This window comes from Pseudoalteromonas sp. BSi20495 (assembly GCF_000241185.1).
Classification (GTDB): Bacteria; Pseudomonadota; Gammaproteobacteria; order Enterobacterales; family Alteromonadaceae; genus Pseudoalteromonas; species Pseudoalteromonas fuliginea.
Genome location: NZ_BADY01000135.1, coordinates 30,570 through 50,916, shown reverse-complemented (window position 1 = coordinate 50,916; position 20,347 = coordinate 30,570). Strand labels below are relative to the sequence as shown.

Here is a 20,347-nt window from a genome sequence, read left to right as displayed (position 1 = left end):
TATGCTTAGTTAGCATAGCATTTCTTTCTTAATGGGTGGCCAAAATCACTGTACCACTACACAATGATATTAGTGAGTTACAAGATAAAGCAACCGATTGGTTATGGACTTATAATAATGAACGCCCTAATATGCGCATAGGTGGCATAACACCCATACAAAAACTGGAAAAGTTAAACAACGGAAATTCTACAGATAGCCTCCATTAAAAATGGGGGGATTACCAAGCAATGTCTGTATTTGATAGGGCTATGTTATCAAAGAGATACATTATTAAGATGATAAATGATCATCTCAAAAACATTTCACAAATAGAACATAGTCGACATCGTAGTGAGGCCGTTTTATGTTGAATGTCATTTCAGGCATAGTGGCTTATTGCTTAAAAACAAAAGCCATGTAATGAATTACCGCACGCCAAGGCTTTTCGCTTTGGCTCAAATTCGCTACACGAAGAGAGGTATCTTATAACGTTAAGTTCAAAAAACTTTACGCCGCAAGCGGCGGGGAATTAAACCCGCTCAGATTAAATTATCACCGAGTGAGTTTGAATTAATGTCGATCTAGAAAAAGAGTCTTCTTAAGCAGATCTCAGGTTAATTAACCTGGTGGGATGTTCTCCTCCTAATAGCAATATAAAAACGCCATTTCAAAAGAGAATCACACCAAGATATACGGTGACTATTGGGTTTCAAATGGTGGCACCAATAAAGCAAAGGTAAAACTTAACAAATATTGAAAAACCAAGCGTGTTAAAAATTGAAGAAACGATTGTCGCTTTTTTAACATGTATGCAAAAAATGGATCGCTTCAACTTACGACAAGAAGCCCTAGAATGAAGAAACGTCCACTTTTATTGGCCAAAAATTAACTCCGAAATTTGAGTTATAAATTTATAGTCTTCCTACCAAACATTTTTTCACATTTTATATCAGTATCATGACATAACTGAAGCATCTTATTTGACTGAATAATTTGTTCGGAGTCGTCATTATAATCAAGCCCCATAAAGTAGTTAAACCAAGGTTCAAGACCCAGCGCATAAATATAAACTTCTTTTGGTTTGAAGATTTCAACCATGCCGAAACCAAGCTTAGAGTCACAACCATTCAGGCGACGTGAGTTTTTAATTTGCTTGCTGACCTTTTTTGTATGTAATGCGCCATACATCCAGGTATAAGGTGCACCAACACATTCCATGCCAATGGCAAGTATATCAACATCGCCGACCGCTTTTTGAATATGACGATACATGTTTGGATCAAGGTTGGCTGAATCTGCACCCAAAAAAAACTTCTTACCGTACAGCTCAATAAACCAAGCGGCTTTTGATCTAATGTTCAAATCACCATGTTCGCCTAAAAATGGCAAAGCTATAATTTTTCCACTTGGTAAGGCTATTTCTTCCATATCTTCAACTTCCATCACTTTGAAGTTCAGCTGCTGCAACATCAACTTCAGCGAAGGATCAGCTAACATTCCACCATTATTTTTTGGAACGATCAGAGTGTCTGTCTTATGGCGTAATTGTAATAAGGTTTCTAAATTTACATGATCTTGATGTGAATGAGTCAAACATATGTAATCTATTTTATCCGGCAGCTGATTGAAACTAAACACATCTCCAATATAAGATTCGTGAACTGAGGCTATTACAGGGTCAATCAGGATACTAATATCTTTAGTTTCAATTAAGAATCCGGCGTGGCCCGTATATTCTAATCGAATACCATCGGTGACTGGCTTGTATTGATTTTTCGGTGACTCAGTAGTAAATAAATCTTCTTTGGTCAACCCCCCTCGACATTTGCACTGAGCAAATAATTCATCCAATTCTTGCGCACTTAATGGATGCTGACGAGCTTTTGATATTCTATCGAGTATCGGCGAAGTGAAATTGAGATCAATATGAATATGAGCATCATCTACCAAGCGTGGTGTACTAAATACAAATGGCCGTTGGTTGGTATCTGATACCAAACCAAAAGCTACCGTTTGTAGCTGTGGCTTATAGTAATCACTCTTGTACAGCAATCCTTCAAGCAATCGATAAGACGGATTGTGTTCCATATCAAAAAACAGTTCTATATAGCCTTTTAGGGCGTCCGGAAGTTGTTCATATAGATATTCAATAGACTCACCAGTCTTGTGCGCCCGGATCAATTCGTCAAGCTCGCTAACTGCCGCAGACAATGCAACCAAATCAGAACATTCGTTTTTAGAGAATTCGATCAACGCTCTAATATCTTCTATTTGGTCTTCGCTACAGGCCAAGAAATCAGAACCCGACATGCCTGGTTCCTGATTGGCCATAATGTGCAAATGTGCATTATTAACAAACGATTTCATAATTCGAGTATGCGTATGCACTAAATGTCTTGCGCCCTGTACAGGCGGCAACAAGTATGGCCATGCATACCAGTTGTTAAATAAAGGTTCGAAATAGACCTGCTCTTTTAAATAATACATTGCTTTTACCTTTTTTATTATATTTTAATTGTTAAATTAGATAGTTATACCAATCGCACTAAATAAGTGTTCATCCTCATTGCATATTGATCACTTATTTAATGCGAATGGTATTAAATTTATAACGATTCGATGTACAGGGGCTCAATCTGCGTTAATGTTCTGTGTTCAATAATTTTATATGCTACATCGGTGACACACGGTGCTTGCAAAATACTTTGATGCCCGCCTTCTAACATATGATGATTAACAGTATCAGCTACGTATTTCTGCCATTGATTCCCAAGATGAATATCACAATCGGCAGATTGAAGTACCAACAAATCATCAAGCTGATACGAATCGCTGTGGTATGACCATTTACTCTGTGCTTTTATCACAGCTTCCATACCCTCGGTCCAGCTAGAATCTCCGAAATCTTCCTCCAACGAGTCATCCAGTACCGATATGTTCTGCTCGTCTATACTTTTGTATTCGGCATAACCATCTAAGACAATAAGCTGTGCTGGTTGAAGGAATTTAGTTTGCAACAATTTAACCATTTCAAAGGCAACAGCGGCCCCCATTGAATAGCCCAGCAATACATAAGGCCCTTCATTTTGATGTTGCAATAGTCGCTCAACGTAATGTTCTGCCGCCGCTTCAACGCTACAGTGAACCTCACTTTTTCCGTCAAGACCTGACGGGTTAAAAGCATAAACACTTTGCTGCTTACCAAGATTGCTTGCCAGTTCTGAGAAGATATGACTGTATCCTGCAAAGCCCGGCACCATATACATTGGTACATTGTTACTATCCGTATCACCGCACTGAATTTCGACAAGCAAATCAAATACCTTACCCTCCCCACCGCGAAAAATAAGTTCCGCCTGACTGCGAATGGTTTGGGCATGCATTAACTCAAACAAGGCAATCTCGACACTAAACTCAACTTTAATTTTTGCTACTAGTTTCATTGCCAGCAACGAATGACCGCCAATCATGAAGAATTGATCTTCAACACTGATAACCTTTTTATCCAGCGTTTCCTGCCAAATTTTAGTCAACTTATGCTCTGTTTCGTTTTCCGGTGCCACATAAGTATTTTCCAACGTCTGTGCCAATTCAGGAGCAGGCAAAGCTTTGTAGTTAATTTTGCAACTTAAAGTCAGTGGCATTGAATCCAGCCAGACAAACACAGAGGGCATCATAAACAGTGGCAGTTCGACTTGCAGTTTACTGCGACATTGTGCCAACAGCAGTGCTTTTTCCTCATCGCTACCGTTTTTTTCATGTACAAGATAGGCTACTAGTTGTTTGTCAATCCCTTCATTACGAGCTACAACAACGGCATCTTTAATGCCATTACACTGGTGCAATTGATGTTCAATCTCACCTAGTTCTATACGTAAACCGCGCAATTTTACCTGGGTATCAATACGGCCGACAAATTCCAGGTTACCGTCAGGCAACCAGCGCACCATGTCGCCTGTTTTGTATAAGCGGGTCGAATGCTCATCGGTAAACGGGTTATTAACAAACTTCTCTTGCGTCAATTCAGCTCGGTTCAAGTAACCCCTAGCTAAACCAACACCACCGATAAGCAGTTCACCAACTACACCCTCTGGTAACAATTGCACCCCCTGATTAACTACATACATTTGAACATTGTCTATTGGTTTACCCAAATGCAGGTTCGTTTGACCAGTTTCAAAGGTGCCAATACTAGCCATTATCGTGCATTCTGTAGGGCCATATGCATTGTAAAATCTACGATTCTGACTCCATAACTGAGCTGTTTCTCGCGAACAAGCTTCGCCGCCAACCATCAGATGTGTCACCGAGGTAAACTGGTTAATATTGAGCTGCGGCAATAATGCTGGAGTTAAAATCATATGGGTCAATATATTATTTTGAACCATTGCGCCCAAATCATCGAGCGATTTGGTCGTTTGAGCCGATGGCAAATACAACTGGCCACCGCCACATAACGCCATGGTCCACTCATAAATAGAAGCATCAAACGCAATTGAAGCAAACTGCAATACACGACTTTGGGTATTGATATCAAATTCATTGACTAATCTGGTAGCAAAATTGCACAGCCCCTGATGCTCAATCATTACACCTTTTGGCAATCCTGTTGAACCTGAGGTGTATATCACATACGCCAATTGATTCGATAATTCTAACAAATCAATATTGTCACTTGGGCAAGCAGCTAATTCCTGTTGCACTTGCTCACTGTCCATACAGACGTTTTGTACACTTGTGTTCAATTTATTAGCAAGTGAATTTTGAGTCAATATCCAGTTAACATTACTGTCTTCAAGTAAATAGTTGATACGTTCCTGTGGTGAATCCATGTCTATAGGCACATAGGCACAACCTGCTTTAAGTATACCCAATATGCCAATGAACATATCTAAAGAACGAGTCATACACAATGCAATCAAGGTGTTTGGTTTTATGCCTAGTTCCTGTAAGTAATACGCAACTTGGTTAGCTTTTTGGTTAAGCTCACCATAGCTCAACGTATACTGTTCAAACACTAACGCTGTTGTATTCGGATGATTTTTCACCTGATCTTCAAACAACTGATGGATACCACAATCACTAGGATACTGCTTTTTAGTATCGTTATATTGACATAACAACTTACTGCTTTGATTATGAATCAACATATCACAACGATTATGTGACTGTTCTATATCAGCCAACATTGCGTTGAATGCATTAACATAATATTCGCCTATCTGTTCAATCAGAGCGCTGTCATACATATTTTCATCAAAGGTGATGGTCAATTTAAGTTTGTCCAGACCAATGGCTCGCGAGAAGTTAATCGTAAAGTCAAAGTTGGTTTGACCAAAGCCCTGACCATCGCTGAACTCCATATCAGACTGATCTGCCAAATCTTCATACGCGTGGAAATGAGTGTAGTTAAACACAACCTCAGCAAATGAACGACCGGTATCACGCTGTATCGCAGATGACGGATAATGACGATAGGCCATAGTGTCTGTCATTCGGTTTGCTACCGATTGAATCAGATCAGCCCAGCTTCCCTCGGCCAATTCAAAGCAAACTGGAATTGAGTTCAAAAACAAACCGATGCCTTTATCACCACCTTCATACTCAGGACGTCCGTTGACAACCATGGATGTCAGTGCATGTGACTCGCCGCTAAGCATAGACAATACTTTACTGTGCGTCGCCAGCAATACTGATTGTACCGGTACACCCTGATCTTTAGCCAGTTGCAACACCAAGCCTGACAACTCAAAAAATGCATCTACACCGTATTCCTTTTTCACTCGGCTGCGATGTTGCTCAACAACAGATTTGCACGGGATCTGCTGCATCGGCGCTTCTTCAAGCATCGATTGCCAGTAAATTTTAGCTTTCGGGTTTTTCAGGATTTGTATTTCCTGGGCAACAAAGTCACGAAACACAAATTCCTGCACAGCTTCAGGCAATGTATTGCCAGCCAGAAGCGTCTGATAATGAATAAACAACTGGCTGACAAACATTGAATCACTCCAGCCATCAATCACGCCGTGGTGGAATTTAAGTCCAAATTCGATACTTTGCTCAGAGCGTTTGTGAACAAACACCTTGAACAATGGTCCTGTCCAATTAAAGCTAATAGTTTTTTCAAGCTCTACCCAGTCAACAATATGTTGATTTTGTTCGGTTTCGCTCATGTCACTAATATCTTTGAACGTCAGCGGTAAATCTACGGCTTTATAGATTCTTTGCAACGGTCTTTCACCGTCTAAATAAAAGCCAGTGCGCAGTGCCGGGTGACAGGCGAATAAATAAGACATGGCTTTGACAAAACAGTCGTGATCCCATCTAGTTTTAACCTGTATGCTAAAGATATTATGATAATCTTCACTGTCGCTTTGCAATTGCGAATGGAAGACCATACCCGTTTGCAATTCAGACATCGGATAAACATCTTCATAAAGCACCTTGTCATCACCCAGAGCTTCGCGCTCTTGTTTGCTCAGCATTGAGAATGGTTCAACTTGGATATTTGATATTTCGTTATCACCACCAGTTTCAATATAGGTAGCCAACTTTTCTACCGTCTGATATTTGAAAATATCCTTAACGCTGATACTGCCATCACCGTTATGCAAATCGTTCACTTTAGATACAATACGAATCGACAAAATAGAGTCACCGCCTAAGTTAAAGAAGTTGTCATTGATGCCCACTTTTTCTATGGCCAAAACATCCTTCCATACGTCACACAAAACCTGTTCGATATCGTTTCGAGGCGCGACATAACTGGTCAGCTCCACTTCGCTTATCTTAGGTTCTGGTAAGGCTTTACGGTCAATTTTTCCATTAGTGGTCAAAGGCATGCTTTCAAGCACAACAAATACTGACGGCACCATGTGCTCAGGCAGTTTTGCATGCAAGTGGTTACGCAACCTTTCTATCAATGATTTTTTGCCTTCATCATCTTGTGCTAAATCTGTACCAGCCACATACCCTGCCAATTGCTTGGTCGGTGATGCACCGTCATTGCTTTGCTCATGCACAATGACTACAGATTCTTTAACATCTGGAAAGCTGGTAAGCTGATGCTCAATCTCACCCAGTTCTATACGGAATCCGCGTACTTTAACCTGATGGTCAACACGGCCTACAAATTCAAGCTCTCCTGTCGGTAACCAGCGTACCTGATCACCGGTTCTGTACAGAGTTCCTGTCTGCTCAGCAAACGGGTTAGCAATAAAACGCTCATCCGTCAGTTCGGCCTGATTCAAGTAACCACGGGAAACACCACGCCCACCAATGTACAGCTCACCAACCGCACCCATCGCTGACAATTGACCATACTCATCAAGCACGTAGGTTTGAACGTTTGACAGCGGTCCACCGATTGGGATCAAACGGCCATCTGCTTTGTAATTACCGGTAAGCTCTGCATAAGTTGCGAAGGTTGTAGTTTCTGTTGGGCCATATACATGGAGCAATTTATTCGGTTTACCATTATCTAAAATGCGCTGTACAGCCTCGAAGTTAACCTGCTCACCACCAAACAATAAACAGCTTAAATGTCTGAGCAAGGCAGGGCGCTCATAAGCCACCTGATTCACAAGTGCTGTGGTCAGAAACATTACTGACACAGAATCATCTATCAGTTTTTGCTCCAGCGCCTCGGGGTTAAGTAGCGTATCTTTGTCAATATACGCCACACTTGCACCATTACACAAAGCCCCCCAAATCTCAAAGGTCGCCGCATCAAAAGCCGGCGTAGCAGCATGGGCAACCACGTCTTGTACGCCAATCTCAACATAATGCTGATCACGCACTAAGCCCACCACGTTATGGTGATTAACCATTACGCCTTTAGGCTGACCGGTTGAACCTGATGTGTAAATTACATACGCTAATTCATTAGCACAGGACGCATTGTCAAAACAATCCGGATTTTCGATACTGTATTTGCCGCGAACACGCTGCCAAATTTTGGCATCAAGTGCCAAAACACGTAAATCTTCAAACGGCATATCTTCAATTAGCTCGTCCTGAGCCAATACCCAGCTGATTGCCGCATCTTCGATAAGGTAATCAATTCGTTCTTCAGGTAAATTCGGAGCAATCGGCACATAAGCACCACCCGCTTTAAGTATCGCTAGCATAGCCACCACTAGATCAATGGATGATTCCATGCAAAGACCAATCAAAGTCCCCGGCTTCACACCTTGTTCAATAAGGTAATGGGCGACCTGATTAGCCTGTTCATTCAGCGTTTGATAGCTAAGAGTTTCACCCTCAAAAATTAACGCTGTGCTTTGCGGATTGACGGCGACCTGCTGCTCAACCAATTGATGGATACCACTGTCGTAAGGATAATCCCTCTGGGTGTCATTCCAATCAGTCAACAGAGTTTTACGCAGTGACTGGTCGAGGATAGGCAGCGCCTGAACCTTCTGTGTTGGCATATCAACGATAGCTTTGACCAATTCTTTAAGACCATCGGCAAAGCGCTGCAAAGTTTCCGGCAGGAATACTGAGTTGTTGCAAGTCCATTCAAGCATCAATTCATCAGCAAGCTCGGTCACATGCAGACCCAATTCGTAATCAACGCTTATATCTGCATCTTCTGTTTGATAAGGCTTAAACGTCAACCCTGACAAGTCAAGTTCACCCTGTTCAAAATTTTGCAGCGCAAAGACAATTTGATATAAGGCGTTGTGGTTGAAGTTACGTTCAGGATTAAGTTCATCAACCAGCATTTCAAACGGAATATACTGATGGCTGTATGCATCAATAATGCTTTGCTTGTTACTGGCCAGCAGTTGTTCAAAATCAGGGTTACCGTGGAGGTTACAGCGCAATACCAGGTTGTTAAGGAAAAAACCGATTAAAGGTTCGACTTCCTGCTGGGCACGACCAGCAATTGGTGTGCCCATAACTACATCGGTGTCGTTGCTGTAACGCGCAATCAATACCGAGAATGCAGTTTGCAGGAACATGAACATGGTCACATCGTTATCTTTGCAAATTGCCCTGACCTGTTCGGTTAATACCGGATCAAAGTGACTAACGCAGGTAACACCAACGAAGGACTGAACCTCAGGACGTGCTTTGTCCAGCGGCAAACTGTGCACTGGCTGGATACCACCAAGGTGCGTACGCCAGTAATCAAGCTGGCTTTGCTGCATCTCACCTTGCAACCAGTTGCGTTGCCACTGGGCAAAATCGGCGTACTGGATGGCTGGCATTGTCAATGGGTTGTCTTGACCTGCAAGATAAGCACTGTACAAAGCATTAAGCTCCCGGGTGAAAACACCCATCGACCAGCCATCAAAGGCAATATGATGGGTTGTGATCAACAACAGATGATGTTGCTCATCCAGTGTCAACAGTTGTGCCCGCAGCATCAGATCATTTCCTAAGTCAAACGCATGCTCTGACTCATGACGCACCAAACGATTTACTTCAAGCTGTTGTTCATCCGCCGATAAATAGATCAATGAAGTCTGTTCAAGGATAAAATCCTGTGCCTCTCGTATCCGTTGAAAAGCCTGCCCGTCTTGTTCAACAAAATTGGTACGCAATACTTCATGACGGGCCACAATGGTGCCCAGCGCCCGTTCGAAGCTAAGATGATCCACTCCCCCTTCAAACGACAACAGGGTTGGCATATTGTAATGACTGCTGCTCTGCAATTTTTCAACAAACCACAAGCGCTGCTGGGCAAATGATAATTGCAAATTCTGGTCGCGAGAAACCACCGAGATGTTATTTTTCTCTACCGTTTCAGCGGTTGCTATCACTTTAGCCTGCATTATAATAGTCTGATTGTCGAAAATCTGACGAACACTTAACTCCACTGACAAGGCGTGCTTGATGGCACTGACCAAACGGGTTACCAGCAAAGAGTGACCACCGAGTTCAAAAAACGATACGTTGGTTGATATGTTTTCAATTGATAACAACTCACTCCAGATAACCGTCAGTTGTTGTTCAATTTCGTTAGCAGGTGCAACGTAGCCGATTCTTGCAATAACCGCCAATGGCAATGCTTTACGGTTTACTTTACCGTTAACAGTCAATGGGAAGGTATCAAGCACTATATAAGAAGTAGGCTGCATATATTCTGGGATACGATTGGCCAGCCATTGACGCATGTCGCTGATCAAGACTTGTTCATCTTCGACTTTTTTGTATGCAACCAGATAGGCAATCAATTGTTTGTCTGAACCTTCGCCGCTGACAGCGACCAAAGACTCGCTGATGTTTTCATGCAAAGTTAATACGTTGGAGATCTCACCCGGTTCAATCCTGAACCCCCTGATCTTGATTTGTTCATCGACTCTGCCAATAAATACCAAATTGCCGTCTGCACCTATACGAACCAAATCGCCCGTTCGATAACAGCGGATAGACGGGTTTGTTCCATAAGGATCAGCGATAAAGCACGATCCCATCATTTCAGGCTGGTTAATATAACCACGCGCAACACTTATGCCTGCAACATACAATTCCCCTACAACACCTTTTGGTACCGGACGTTGTTTTTTGTCAAGTACATACAAACGGGTATTACTGATTGCCTTTCCAATGGTCAGTGGTGCATTAACAACAACCGGTGCAATACTGGCACAAACTGTAGTTTCAGTAGGGCCATAGGCGTTAAACATTGGATAGTGTGAGCCCCACAATTGAGCAAGTTGCTCATCACAGGCTTCACCGGCAACCACCAGACTTTTCAAGCTGTATGGCTTAGTAACATCCATATGCTGCAACAATGCTGGTGGTAGGGTAGCGTGAGTGATTTTTGACTCAACCATGTAGTCTTGCAATAACACAGGTGTTTGCTTTTGCAAGTCTGTACAGATATGCAACTCGGCACCGTTAAGCAATGCCATCAACCATTCCCAGGTTGCCGCGTCGAAACTCATAGAAGCGAACTGGATCACACGACTGTTACTGTCAACACCAAATCTTGCCCGTTGATCGCAAGACAGACTAACCGCGCCCTGATGTTCAACCATAACGCCTTTGGGCAATCCGGTAGATCCCGAAGTGTAAATCACATAAGCCAGATTGGACGGTTTAACCATAGTCTCAGCCACATCCGGTGATGTTGTCGGATACAGGCCCAAGATACTGGTATTGCCAATAAATACTGAGATATCAGCGTCAATAGACGTACGTTTCAACACTTCAGGCTGAGTCAATACCATGGTTGCACCACTGTCACTGAGCATATGTTCAATGCGAGCCACAGGATAATTCGGGTCAAGTGGCACATAAGCACCACCAGCTTTCAAGATGCCCAATACACCAACCATAGTGTCAAGTGAGCGATCAGCACAAATACCTACAGGCATATCTGGTTTGATACCATTTTCGATCAAATAATGAGCTACCTGATTGGCTCGCTCGTTTAACTGACGATATGTCAATGAGTGACCGGAAAAAACCACCGCCTTATTGTAAGGCGTTGCTTGAGCTTGACGCTCAAACATCTGATGAATACACAGATCCGTAGGATAATCACTAATGGTACCATTGCCGCTTGCCAACAACTGTTGTTGCTCGACATCAGATTGCAACGGCAGGTCAATGATTTTACTGTGAGGCGCAGCGATAATGCCTTCAAGCAACAGAGCAAAACTTTGCGCCATGCGTTCAATGGTAACTGCTTCAAACAAGTCGGTATTGTATTCCCAGCTTGCCGTCAAACCCTGCTCAGATTCCTGCATGCTTAAGCTTAAATCAAACTTGGCAACACTGTGTTGCTGTTCAACTGGTTTGAGGTTCAAACCCGACAGGGTCAATTCTTCCATTTGGTTGTTCTGCAAGATAAATACCAGCTGGAATAATGGACTGTGGCAGAGGTTACGTACTTGTTGGTGTTTCTCAACAAGCATTTCAAAAGGTACGTGTTGATGATCAAACGCTTCAAGAGTGGCCGTTTTTGAACGCTGCAAACACTCAACAAAACTCGGATCCCCCGATAAGTCATTGCGTAATACCAAGGTGTTAACAAAAAAGCCAATCAGCGATGAAACCTCAGTCTGGGTGCGGTTTGCCACTGGGGTGCCCATCACGATATCGGTTTCATTTGAATAACGCGATACCAAAAGTGCAAAAGCTAACTGCAAGGTCATAAATAAAGTTGAGTCGTTATCAAGACTCAACTGATTGAGCTGGTCATTGAGATTTTTGTCCAGCTGCTGACAATGAACGGCACCAGCAAAGGTCTGCTGCTTAGGTCTGGTTTTATCCAATGGTACACTGTGTACCTGCGGCAAGTCTTCAAGTCGCTTTTGCCAAAAATCCATTTGCTGGGCAAGAAAATCTTTACCCTGCCACTCACGCTGCCAGCTGGCAAAATCGGCGTATTGAATTTCCATCGGTTGCAACATATTGTGTCTGCCATCAATGTGAGCATTATACATAGCACCCAATTCATAGATGAATACTCCTAGTGACCAGCCGTCTGTAGCAATGTGATGCATGGTAATCAGCAACGTATGCTCTTCATCCGCTTCTTTGAGCAGACAAGCCCTGATCATTAAATCATTAGCCAAATCAAACGGCTTTTCTGCTTCTATCCTGGTATAGGCTTGAACTTGTTCCTGTGCCAAACCGGCTTCAACAGCACTAAAGTCCACTTCAACCAGTTCAAGACCATTATCTGCATCCAGCACTTGTTGATGCGCAACACCAGCTTCACTGGTCAGATAAACCGTACGCAAGACTTCGTGACGTACAATGATGTCATTAAGTGATTTTTTAAGTGCATCGACATTTAATTGCCCTGACAGCTTTAGGCCAAGCGGCATATTATATTGGTTGCCCGCGCCTTCAAACTGGTCAATAAACCATAGCCTTTGCTGGGCAAACGACAACGGTAAAGGTTTACCATCACGCGCCACAGGCACTATCTGGGGAATTTCGTTTTTCTTTTCACCAGTTTCAATCAACTTAACCTGTGAGACGATATCTGCCGCTTCAAACAGCTCCATAATGGTCACTTTGACATTGAAATGCACCATTATTTCAACTTCAAGACGTATTGCGGTCAGCGAGTTGCCGCCGAGGCTAAAAAAATTATCATTCAAACTAACCTTTTCAACACTCAACAGCTCTTGCCATATGGTGGCTAGTTTGATCTCAAGCTCGGTCGTCGGCGGCACAAATTCGCACTCGTCAAACCAAATAGGCTCTGGCAAGCTTGAGTGATTGACATCATCGTTTTCATTGAGCGGCAATGCGGACATTATTTTGTATCCCACAGGTACCATAGCTTTTTCAATGCGACCGCTTAACCAGCGGTTTAATTCGTTGATGAAATCTTGTTCAACTTCAGGCATTTGTTCGGCAACCACATAAGCTGCCATTTTTGATTCATCACCTGTGACCACAACTCGGGCATCGGTCAACTGTGGATGTTCTATCAAGGCATCGGCCACTTCAGCAAGGTTAAAGGTCAACCCGTCAACCTTGATTTGATTGGCCAGTTTACCGACGAAAACCAAGCTAGCATCCGCCATTCGACGTACCAAATCACCTGTTTTGAACAACTGTTGTCCGGCAGTTTTGGCAAACGGATTGTTGATAAAACGCTCATCAGTCAGCGTCTGGTTCTGCCAGTAACCACGACCTACAATAGGGCCACCGATATGCAACTCACCAACCACACCTGTCGGTGATTGGGCACCGTACTCATCAAGTACATAAATTTTAACACCCGCAAGTCCATCACCAAGATTTTTGCCGATATCACTTGTAAGTTTAACAAACGTAGATATACCACACGTTTCCGACGAGCCATAAATACCAAGCAGATTTTGCGGTTTGCCATTGGCATTAACCTGTGCCAGTGCTTGCGCTTTTGGCTCGCCGCTAACCAGCAAATAACGCAAAGTGGCAAACGCATCAGCTTGCTCATCGGCGATACGGTTAAACATCGCTGCGCTAACAGCAAGCAGTGATACGGACTCAGTTTTAAGTTGTTTTGCCAATGCGCAGATATTGCTCTGAATAGCAACCAGTTTGGCACCACTGCAAAGGGCAGCCAAAATTTCAAAGGTGGCCAATGACAATGCCGGATTGATCAACTGTCCAACCACATCTTTTTGAGCAATACTGACAAACTGACTGTCGTTTAACAATGCGGCAATATTTCTATGGCTGGTCATTACTCCTTCAGTGGCGGTAGAGGCATCGGCATAACTGACATACGCCAGCTGCCCCGTAGTATGACCCAAAGTTTTGCTGTCAGGATTTTGCTCAGAATAACGACCCAACAGGCGTGTTCTAATATCGTTGTCCATCGGCAACATTTTGAGCATTTCAAACGACTCGTCTGACAACAACTCGCTTTGAGTCAATAACAAGTTAATGCCGCTGTGCTCAACGATATGGTCAATGCGATCTTCATCCCACTCAGGGTCAATCATCACCCATGCACCACCGGCCTTAAGCACCCCCAGCATGGCGATAACCCGATCACCAAGTGTGGCTGAAATATACTCAATACATATGCCCACTACAGTGTCAGATTTAACTCCTTGCTCCAGTAAATAATGAGCAACTTTATTGGCCTGTTCGTTAAGTTCAGCATAACTTAAACTGTCATCATCAAACACGACGGCTGTTTCTTGTCCGTGTTGTTGTGCCTTGGCTTCAACACGCTGATGAAGACAGAGAGACGCTTCACTTTTAGCAGTGTTGGCTGTAAGTTTTTTCTGTAGCAGTGCCCTTTGCTGCGGGTTAAGTTTTGCCAATTGCTGTTTAAACTGTTCGGCTTTGTTGGTGTTAATCTTGTCACTCATTATCATTCTTCCTTATTTGCCAGCGCAGATTCGATATCTGCCTCAGACATGTCTTCTAACTGTGCGAATAAATCGTTCATTGCTTCCTCATCTAGGTTATTAATATCCGGTTCAAGTAAAAGCGCATCAACCTCTTCGTCCTGTAGATGTTCCTGGGTAATTGGCAATACCATTATTTCCGTTTCCGGGGCTTGTATAATACCGTGTATCAAAGTTTGCAGACTATCGGCAAAGCGCAATAAGGTTTGTTGTTCAAATACGGCCGTGCTGCATGTCCAGACCAGTTCCAGCTCATTTTCCAGCTCGGTAACGTGCAGGCCCAACTCATAGTCCGGCGTCAACTGGTTGTCTTCATGCTGGAATGGTTTAATGGTCAAACCCGACAGTTCAAGTGGGGCTTGTTCAAAATTTTGTACTGCCAACACCACCTGATACAGCTCGTTGTGACTGAAACTGCGCTGAGGCCTGAGTTCATCAACCAGCATATCAAACGGAATATGCTGATGAGTAAAGGCATCCAGCAGGTTCTGCTTATTTTCAGCCAACAGCGAGGTGAAGGTAGGATTACCCGATAAGTTATTGCGCAACACCAAAGTATTGACAAAGAAACCAATCAATTCAGCGGTATCCTGTTGGGTACGACCTGCTATCGGTGTGCCCATAATAATATCGGTCTCATTACTGTAACGGGACAACAAAACCGAGAACGCCGTTTGCAAGAACATAAACAGGGTTACGTCATGGCGTTGACAAAAATCATTGATCTGCTCTGTCAATTCGCCATTCAGACGGCAACGATGCTCTGCGCCGACATAGGTCTGTTTTTGTGGTCTTGGATTATCCAGCGGTAAACGGTGCACTGATGGTATGTTGTGAAGATAGTTGCGCCAGTAATCCAGATGCCCTTCCAACACGTCACCACTTAACCTGTTGCGCTGCCACTGTGCATAATCAGCATACTGCACCGGCAACGGTGCCAATGTGTTATCTTGCCCGGTAAGATAAGCGGCGTACAACACGCCCAGCTCACGGGTAAATATCGCGGTAGAAACCCCGTCAAAAGCAATATGGTGTGTGGTCAGCAACATAATGCGCTCAACCTCACCACCATTTTGATTGTCTGACAATGTCAGAATACGGGCACGCAGCATCAAATCAGTGCTTAAATTAAATGGCCTTCTGGCTTCAACGGCCGCAAGAGTTTTAACCTGGGCATAACAGCCTTCGCGGGTTTCATCTTTAATCAGTTGTTGTTCAAGTACAAACGGTACCGCTGGATAAATCACCTGACGGGCCTGACCTTCGTGCTCTTCAAAACGAGTAGACAATACCTCATGGCGTTCAATCAGTGTGGTCAATGCCCGTTCGAAACAGCCATGGTCAAAATGACCACCAACTACCATCACGTTTTGCAGGTTGTAATGGGCACTGCCTTCGAGTTGGTCAACAAACCACATACGTTGCTGGGCAAACGACAGCGGCAGGTTTTGCTCTCTAGATACAATGTCAATATTGACCTGTTCGACCTTGTCCGCCTCATCTATCACCTTAGCGAGCATAACAATGGTCTGATTTTCGAAGATATCACGCAACTCCAGTCTTACCGAGAACACATTGGTAATAACAGAGGTCAACTTGGTGATCATCAACGAGTGACCGCCCATTTCAAAAAACGATACATCGGTGCTTACCTTTCTCAGTGACAAGAGTTCAGTCCATATTTCACACAATTTCCGTTCAGTCTCGGTTTCTGGCTCTACACAATCAGACGCTACAACATCATCAAACTCAGGTAACGGCAGTGACTTGCGGTCAATTTTTCCGTTTACTGTCAGTGGCATCACATCTAGCACCACAAATGCCGATGGAATCATGTGCTCTGGTAGTTTAGTCTGTAAATGACTACGGTAATGCGTGACCAATCCACTGCCTTCTCCCTGTTGTTCAAATGCTTCAGGCACCACATAAGCCACCAGACGTTTATTCAGAGACTCAATATCTGCCAAATCTTCCAATGCCAGAACCAACGCTTCTTTAACACCGTTGATACTGGTTAATTGATGCTCAATTTCACCTGGTTCAATCCGAAAACCACGTACTTTGACCTGATGGTCAACCCGACCAATAAAGTCTAATGTACCGTCCGGCATCCAGCGTACCAGATCACCTGTTTTGTACAGTCGCTCAGCCGGATCGTCGTTAAACGGATTAATGATAAACTTCTCGTCTGTCAAGTCTTGACGGCTGAAATAACCTCTGGCAACACCACGACCACCTATTAACAACTCCCCCACTGCGCCTGCTGGCAACAATGTTGCGTGCTGGTCCATCACATAAACCTGTACATTAGCCAGAGGAGCACCGATGGTAATTTGTCGACTGCCTTCAGTGTAATTGCCGCTTAACTCAGCAAACGTAGAGAAAGTTGTCGCTTCAGTTGGACCGTAAACGTGTAACAGTTTTTTCGGTTTACCATGGTCAATGATAAGCTGTACTGCACTATAGTTAACCTGTTCACCACCGAACAACAAGCAACTCAATTTGCTGAACAATGTCGGACGCTGAAAAGCGGCCTGATTAAGCAATGCTGTAGTAACAAACATCACTGAAACAGATTCACGTTGTAGTGCCTCGTCCAGTTTGTCGACCTGCAACAACGTATCTTTGTCAATGTAAGCGACTTTTGCGCCATTACATAAAGCCCCCCATATCTCAAACGTAGCCGCATCAAAAGAAGTACTGGCTGCCTGTGCTACCACATCACCCAAAGCGATAGACACATAGTTCTGATCGCTGATCAAACCAACAATATTTTGATGATTGACCATAACCCCTTTAGGCTGACCTGTTGACCCGGAGGTATAAATTACATAAGCCAGTTGTTTTTCGCTAAACGTATCGTTAGCCACATTATGGCTATGATAGTTAACCAATTCATTCAATTTTGCATCGTCTAAACACAGTATGGACAAATCGGTTACCGAAGTCTCAAACTTTGACACCGCATCGGTAAGTACCAACTGTATCGAGGAGTCTTCAACTATGTAGTCAATCCGTTCCTGTGGCAATTCCGGGTCAATCGGTACGTATGCTGCGCCAGCTTTAAGCACCGCCAACATACCAATCACAATTTGCTGCGAACGTGCCATACAAAGACCAACCAAGGTATCAGTATCAACCCCCTCTGCCTTAAGGCAATGGGCAAGCTGATTAGCTTGTTCATTCAATTCACTATAGGTTAACTGATACTCACCAAAAGCAAGCGCTGGTGCGTTGGGATTAAGCACTACGTGCTGTTCAAACAACTGTTGCACACTACTTTGTTGCGGGTAATCGACCTGTGTATCGTTCCAATCGTTAACCAGTGTCTGACGTTCTGCTTCACCAAGCAAATAGCAAGGATTGTGCTGCTGGTCAACATCCGCCAGCAACGCTTTGAATACATTGATGTAATAGCCACCCATGCGTTTGATCAAAGCTTCGTCGTAACGATTCATGTCAAAGTTGATATACAATGACAAATTATCTGAGCCCATAGCAGTTCTTGAAAAGTTAACCACAAAATCGTAGTTGGTTTGTTCAAAGCCCTGCGAGTCCAGCACCTGCTCATCCAAATCAACTTCAATATCACTAAAGGCGTGGAAGTGGGTGTAGTTGAATATCACCTCAGAGAATGTACGTCCGGTATCCCTTTGGATAGCCGATGATGGATAATGACGATGAGCCATTGATGTACTCATGCGCTCGGCAACCGAAGCCACCAACTCTGACCAGCTGCTGTCCGGAGCCAAATCAAAACATACTGGCATTGCGTTCAAAAATAGTCCCAGACCGCGATCACCACCTTCATATTCAGGTCGACCGTTAACTACTACCGACGACAACGCCTGTGAATGACCACTCATGCTGGTCAATACCTTAGCATGTGCGCTAAGCAATACCGACTGTAAAGGTTCGCCAAGTTTCTTGGCTACGGTATACAGTTGTTGAGACAAATCCGAAAACCCTGGAACATTATATAATTTGTCAATGCGGTCTTCATGCTGGTTGTTACTTTTAAGTTTGTTCGGAATTTGCTTCAACGGCGCATCTTCGAGTACCGACAACCAGTAGTTTTTCGCATCAGGATCGGCCAATGCAGTCAGTTCCAATGCAACAAAATCACGAAACACATATTCTGTCTGCGGTGCAGGTAATGCTTTGCCTGCCATTGAGTTCTGATAATGAATAAATAACTGGCTGATAAAACTTGAGTTACTCCAGCCATCATAAACCGCATGGTGGAAGCTCAGGCAGAATTCAAAGCTGTCTTCAGTGCGACGGTAAACAAACAACTTAAAAAGCGACCCATCCCAGTCAAACTCTACACTTCTTTCCTGAATCAGCCAGTCGGAAACAAACTGATCCTGTTCATTTTCAGACAAATGACGTATATCACCACAGACAAGTGGTAATTGTTCAAGTTTGTTTACACGCTGCAATGGACGATCGCCATCCATGTAGTAAGCGGTACGCAATACAGGATGCTGTTCGAACATCAGACGCACTGCCCGTTCGAAGGTATTCTGATCCCAGGGCATCTTGATGTGATAACTGAAGATGTCATGGTACACCTCGCCGCTGTTTTGCAATTGCGTGTGAAATACCATGCCCAGCTGCAATTCAGACATCGGGTAAACATCATCATAAAGCGCTAATTGGGCTTCTCCAATTTCTTCACGCTCAGCATCGTTAAGCAATGAGAACGGTGCAACTTTAAGCACAGGCTTGTCATCTGTTGCATTGTCGACCATGTACTGAGCCAATGCTTTAGCCGTTTGGTGTACAAAAATGTCTTTAACAGTCAAGTTCGCATGATCACTGCTTTCAAATGCCTGATTGACTTTGGAAACCACCCGTATAGACATAATAGAGTCGCCACCAAGGGTAAAAAAGTTATCTCCTATGCCAACCTGGCTGATGCCAATAATTTGCTCGAAGGCTTCACATATTACCGCTTCTACCTCATAAGAAGGCGCGACGTATTCAATCTGTTCAACATCAAAATCTTGTGGTTTAGGCAAGGCTTTACGGTCAATTTTACCATTTACCGTCAACGGCATAACAGGTATCACTACAAACACCGACGGCACCATATGCTCCGGCAGTTTACCATCCAGATAGGTACGATAGGCGGCAATCAAGTCACGATATTCAATCTCGTCATCATTGCTCTCAGGGTTAACGTAAGCAACCAAACGTTTGATTTCTGTACCTTCATCCTGACACACCATAACAACGGCATCTTTAACACCAGCACAGGTCACCAACTGGTGCTCAATCTCGCCCAGTTCAATACGGAATCCTCTCAGTTTCACCTGATGGTCAACTCGGTCAATATATTCCAACAGCCCCTCTGGCAACCAGCGCACTAAGTCGCCTGTTTTATACATACGCCCAGTTGGGTCAGCAGAATATGGGTCAGCTACAAACTTGTCTTCTGTCATGCCCGGTTGATTCAGGTAACCTCGAGCTACAGCGGCACCACCTATATACAATTGGCCAACCGCACCGATCGGCATTTCTTTTAAGTCATCTGA

At 43.7% G+C, this 20,347-nt stretch carries 3 protein-coding genes and 1 pseudogene (1 of these 4 running past the window's edge); 1 reads left to right on the top strand and 3 read right to left on the bottom strand.

Translation table 11 applies throughout. From position 1 onward, the window contains the following. Positions 1-230: 230 nt before the first annotated feature. Positions 231-403, top strand: a pseudogene (locus tag P20495_RS21700) (transposase); the annotation flags it as partial. A gap of 482 nt (positions 404-885) precedes the next feature. Here P20495_RS21700 and P20495_RS04615 read toward each other — a convergent pair. The 3 genes from P20495_RS04615 to P20495_RS04625 form a co-directional block, all read right to left on the bottom strand. Further along, positions 886-2,469: an MBL fold metallo-hydrolase gene (locus tag P20495_RS04615; protein ID WP_008138118.1), complete on the bottom strand. Its 1,584-nt coding sequence runs from the start codon at positions 2,467-2,469 to the stop codon at positions 886-888. A gap of 119 nt (positions 2,470-2,588) precedes the next feature. Continuing rightward, the gene (locus P20495_RS04620; protein WP_008138116.1) at positions 2,589-14,768 is read right to left on the bottom strand and encodes a non-ribosomal peptide synthetase; all 12,180 of its coding nucleotides are present in this window, start codon (positions 14,766-14,768) and stop codon (positions 2,589-2,591) included. Positions 14,769-14,770: 2 nt separating this feature from the next. Continuing rightward, positions 14,771-20,347: the final stretch of a non-ribosomal peptide synthase/polyketide synthase gene (locus P20495_RS04625; RefSeq protein ID WP_008138114.1), read on the bottom strand. It continues 22,101 nt past the right edge of the window; 5,577 of the gene's 27,678 nt are visible here — the last part of the coding sequence; its start codon lies off the right edge, out of view; the stop codon is at positions 14,771-14,773.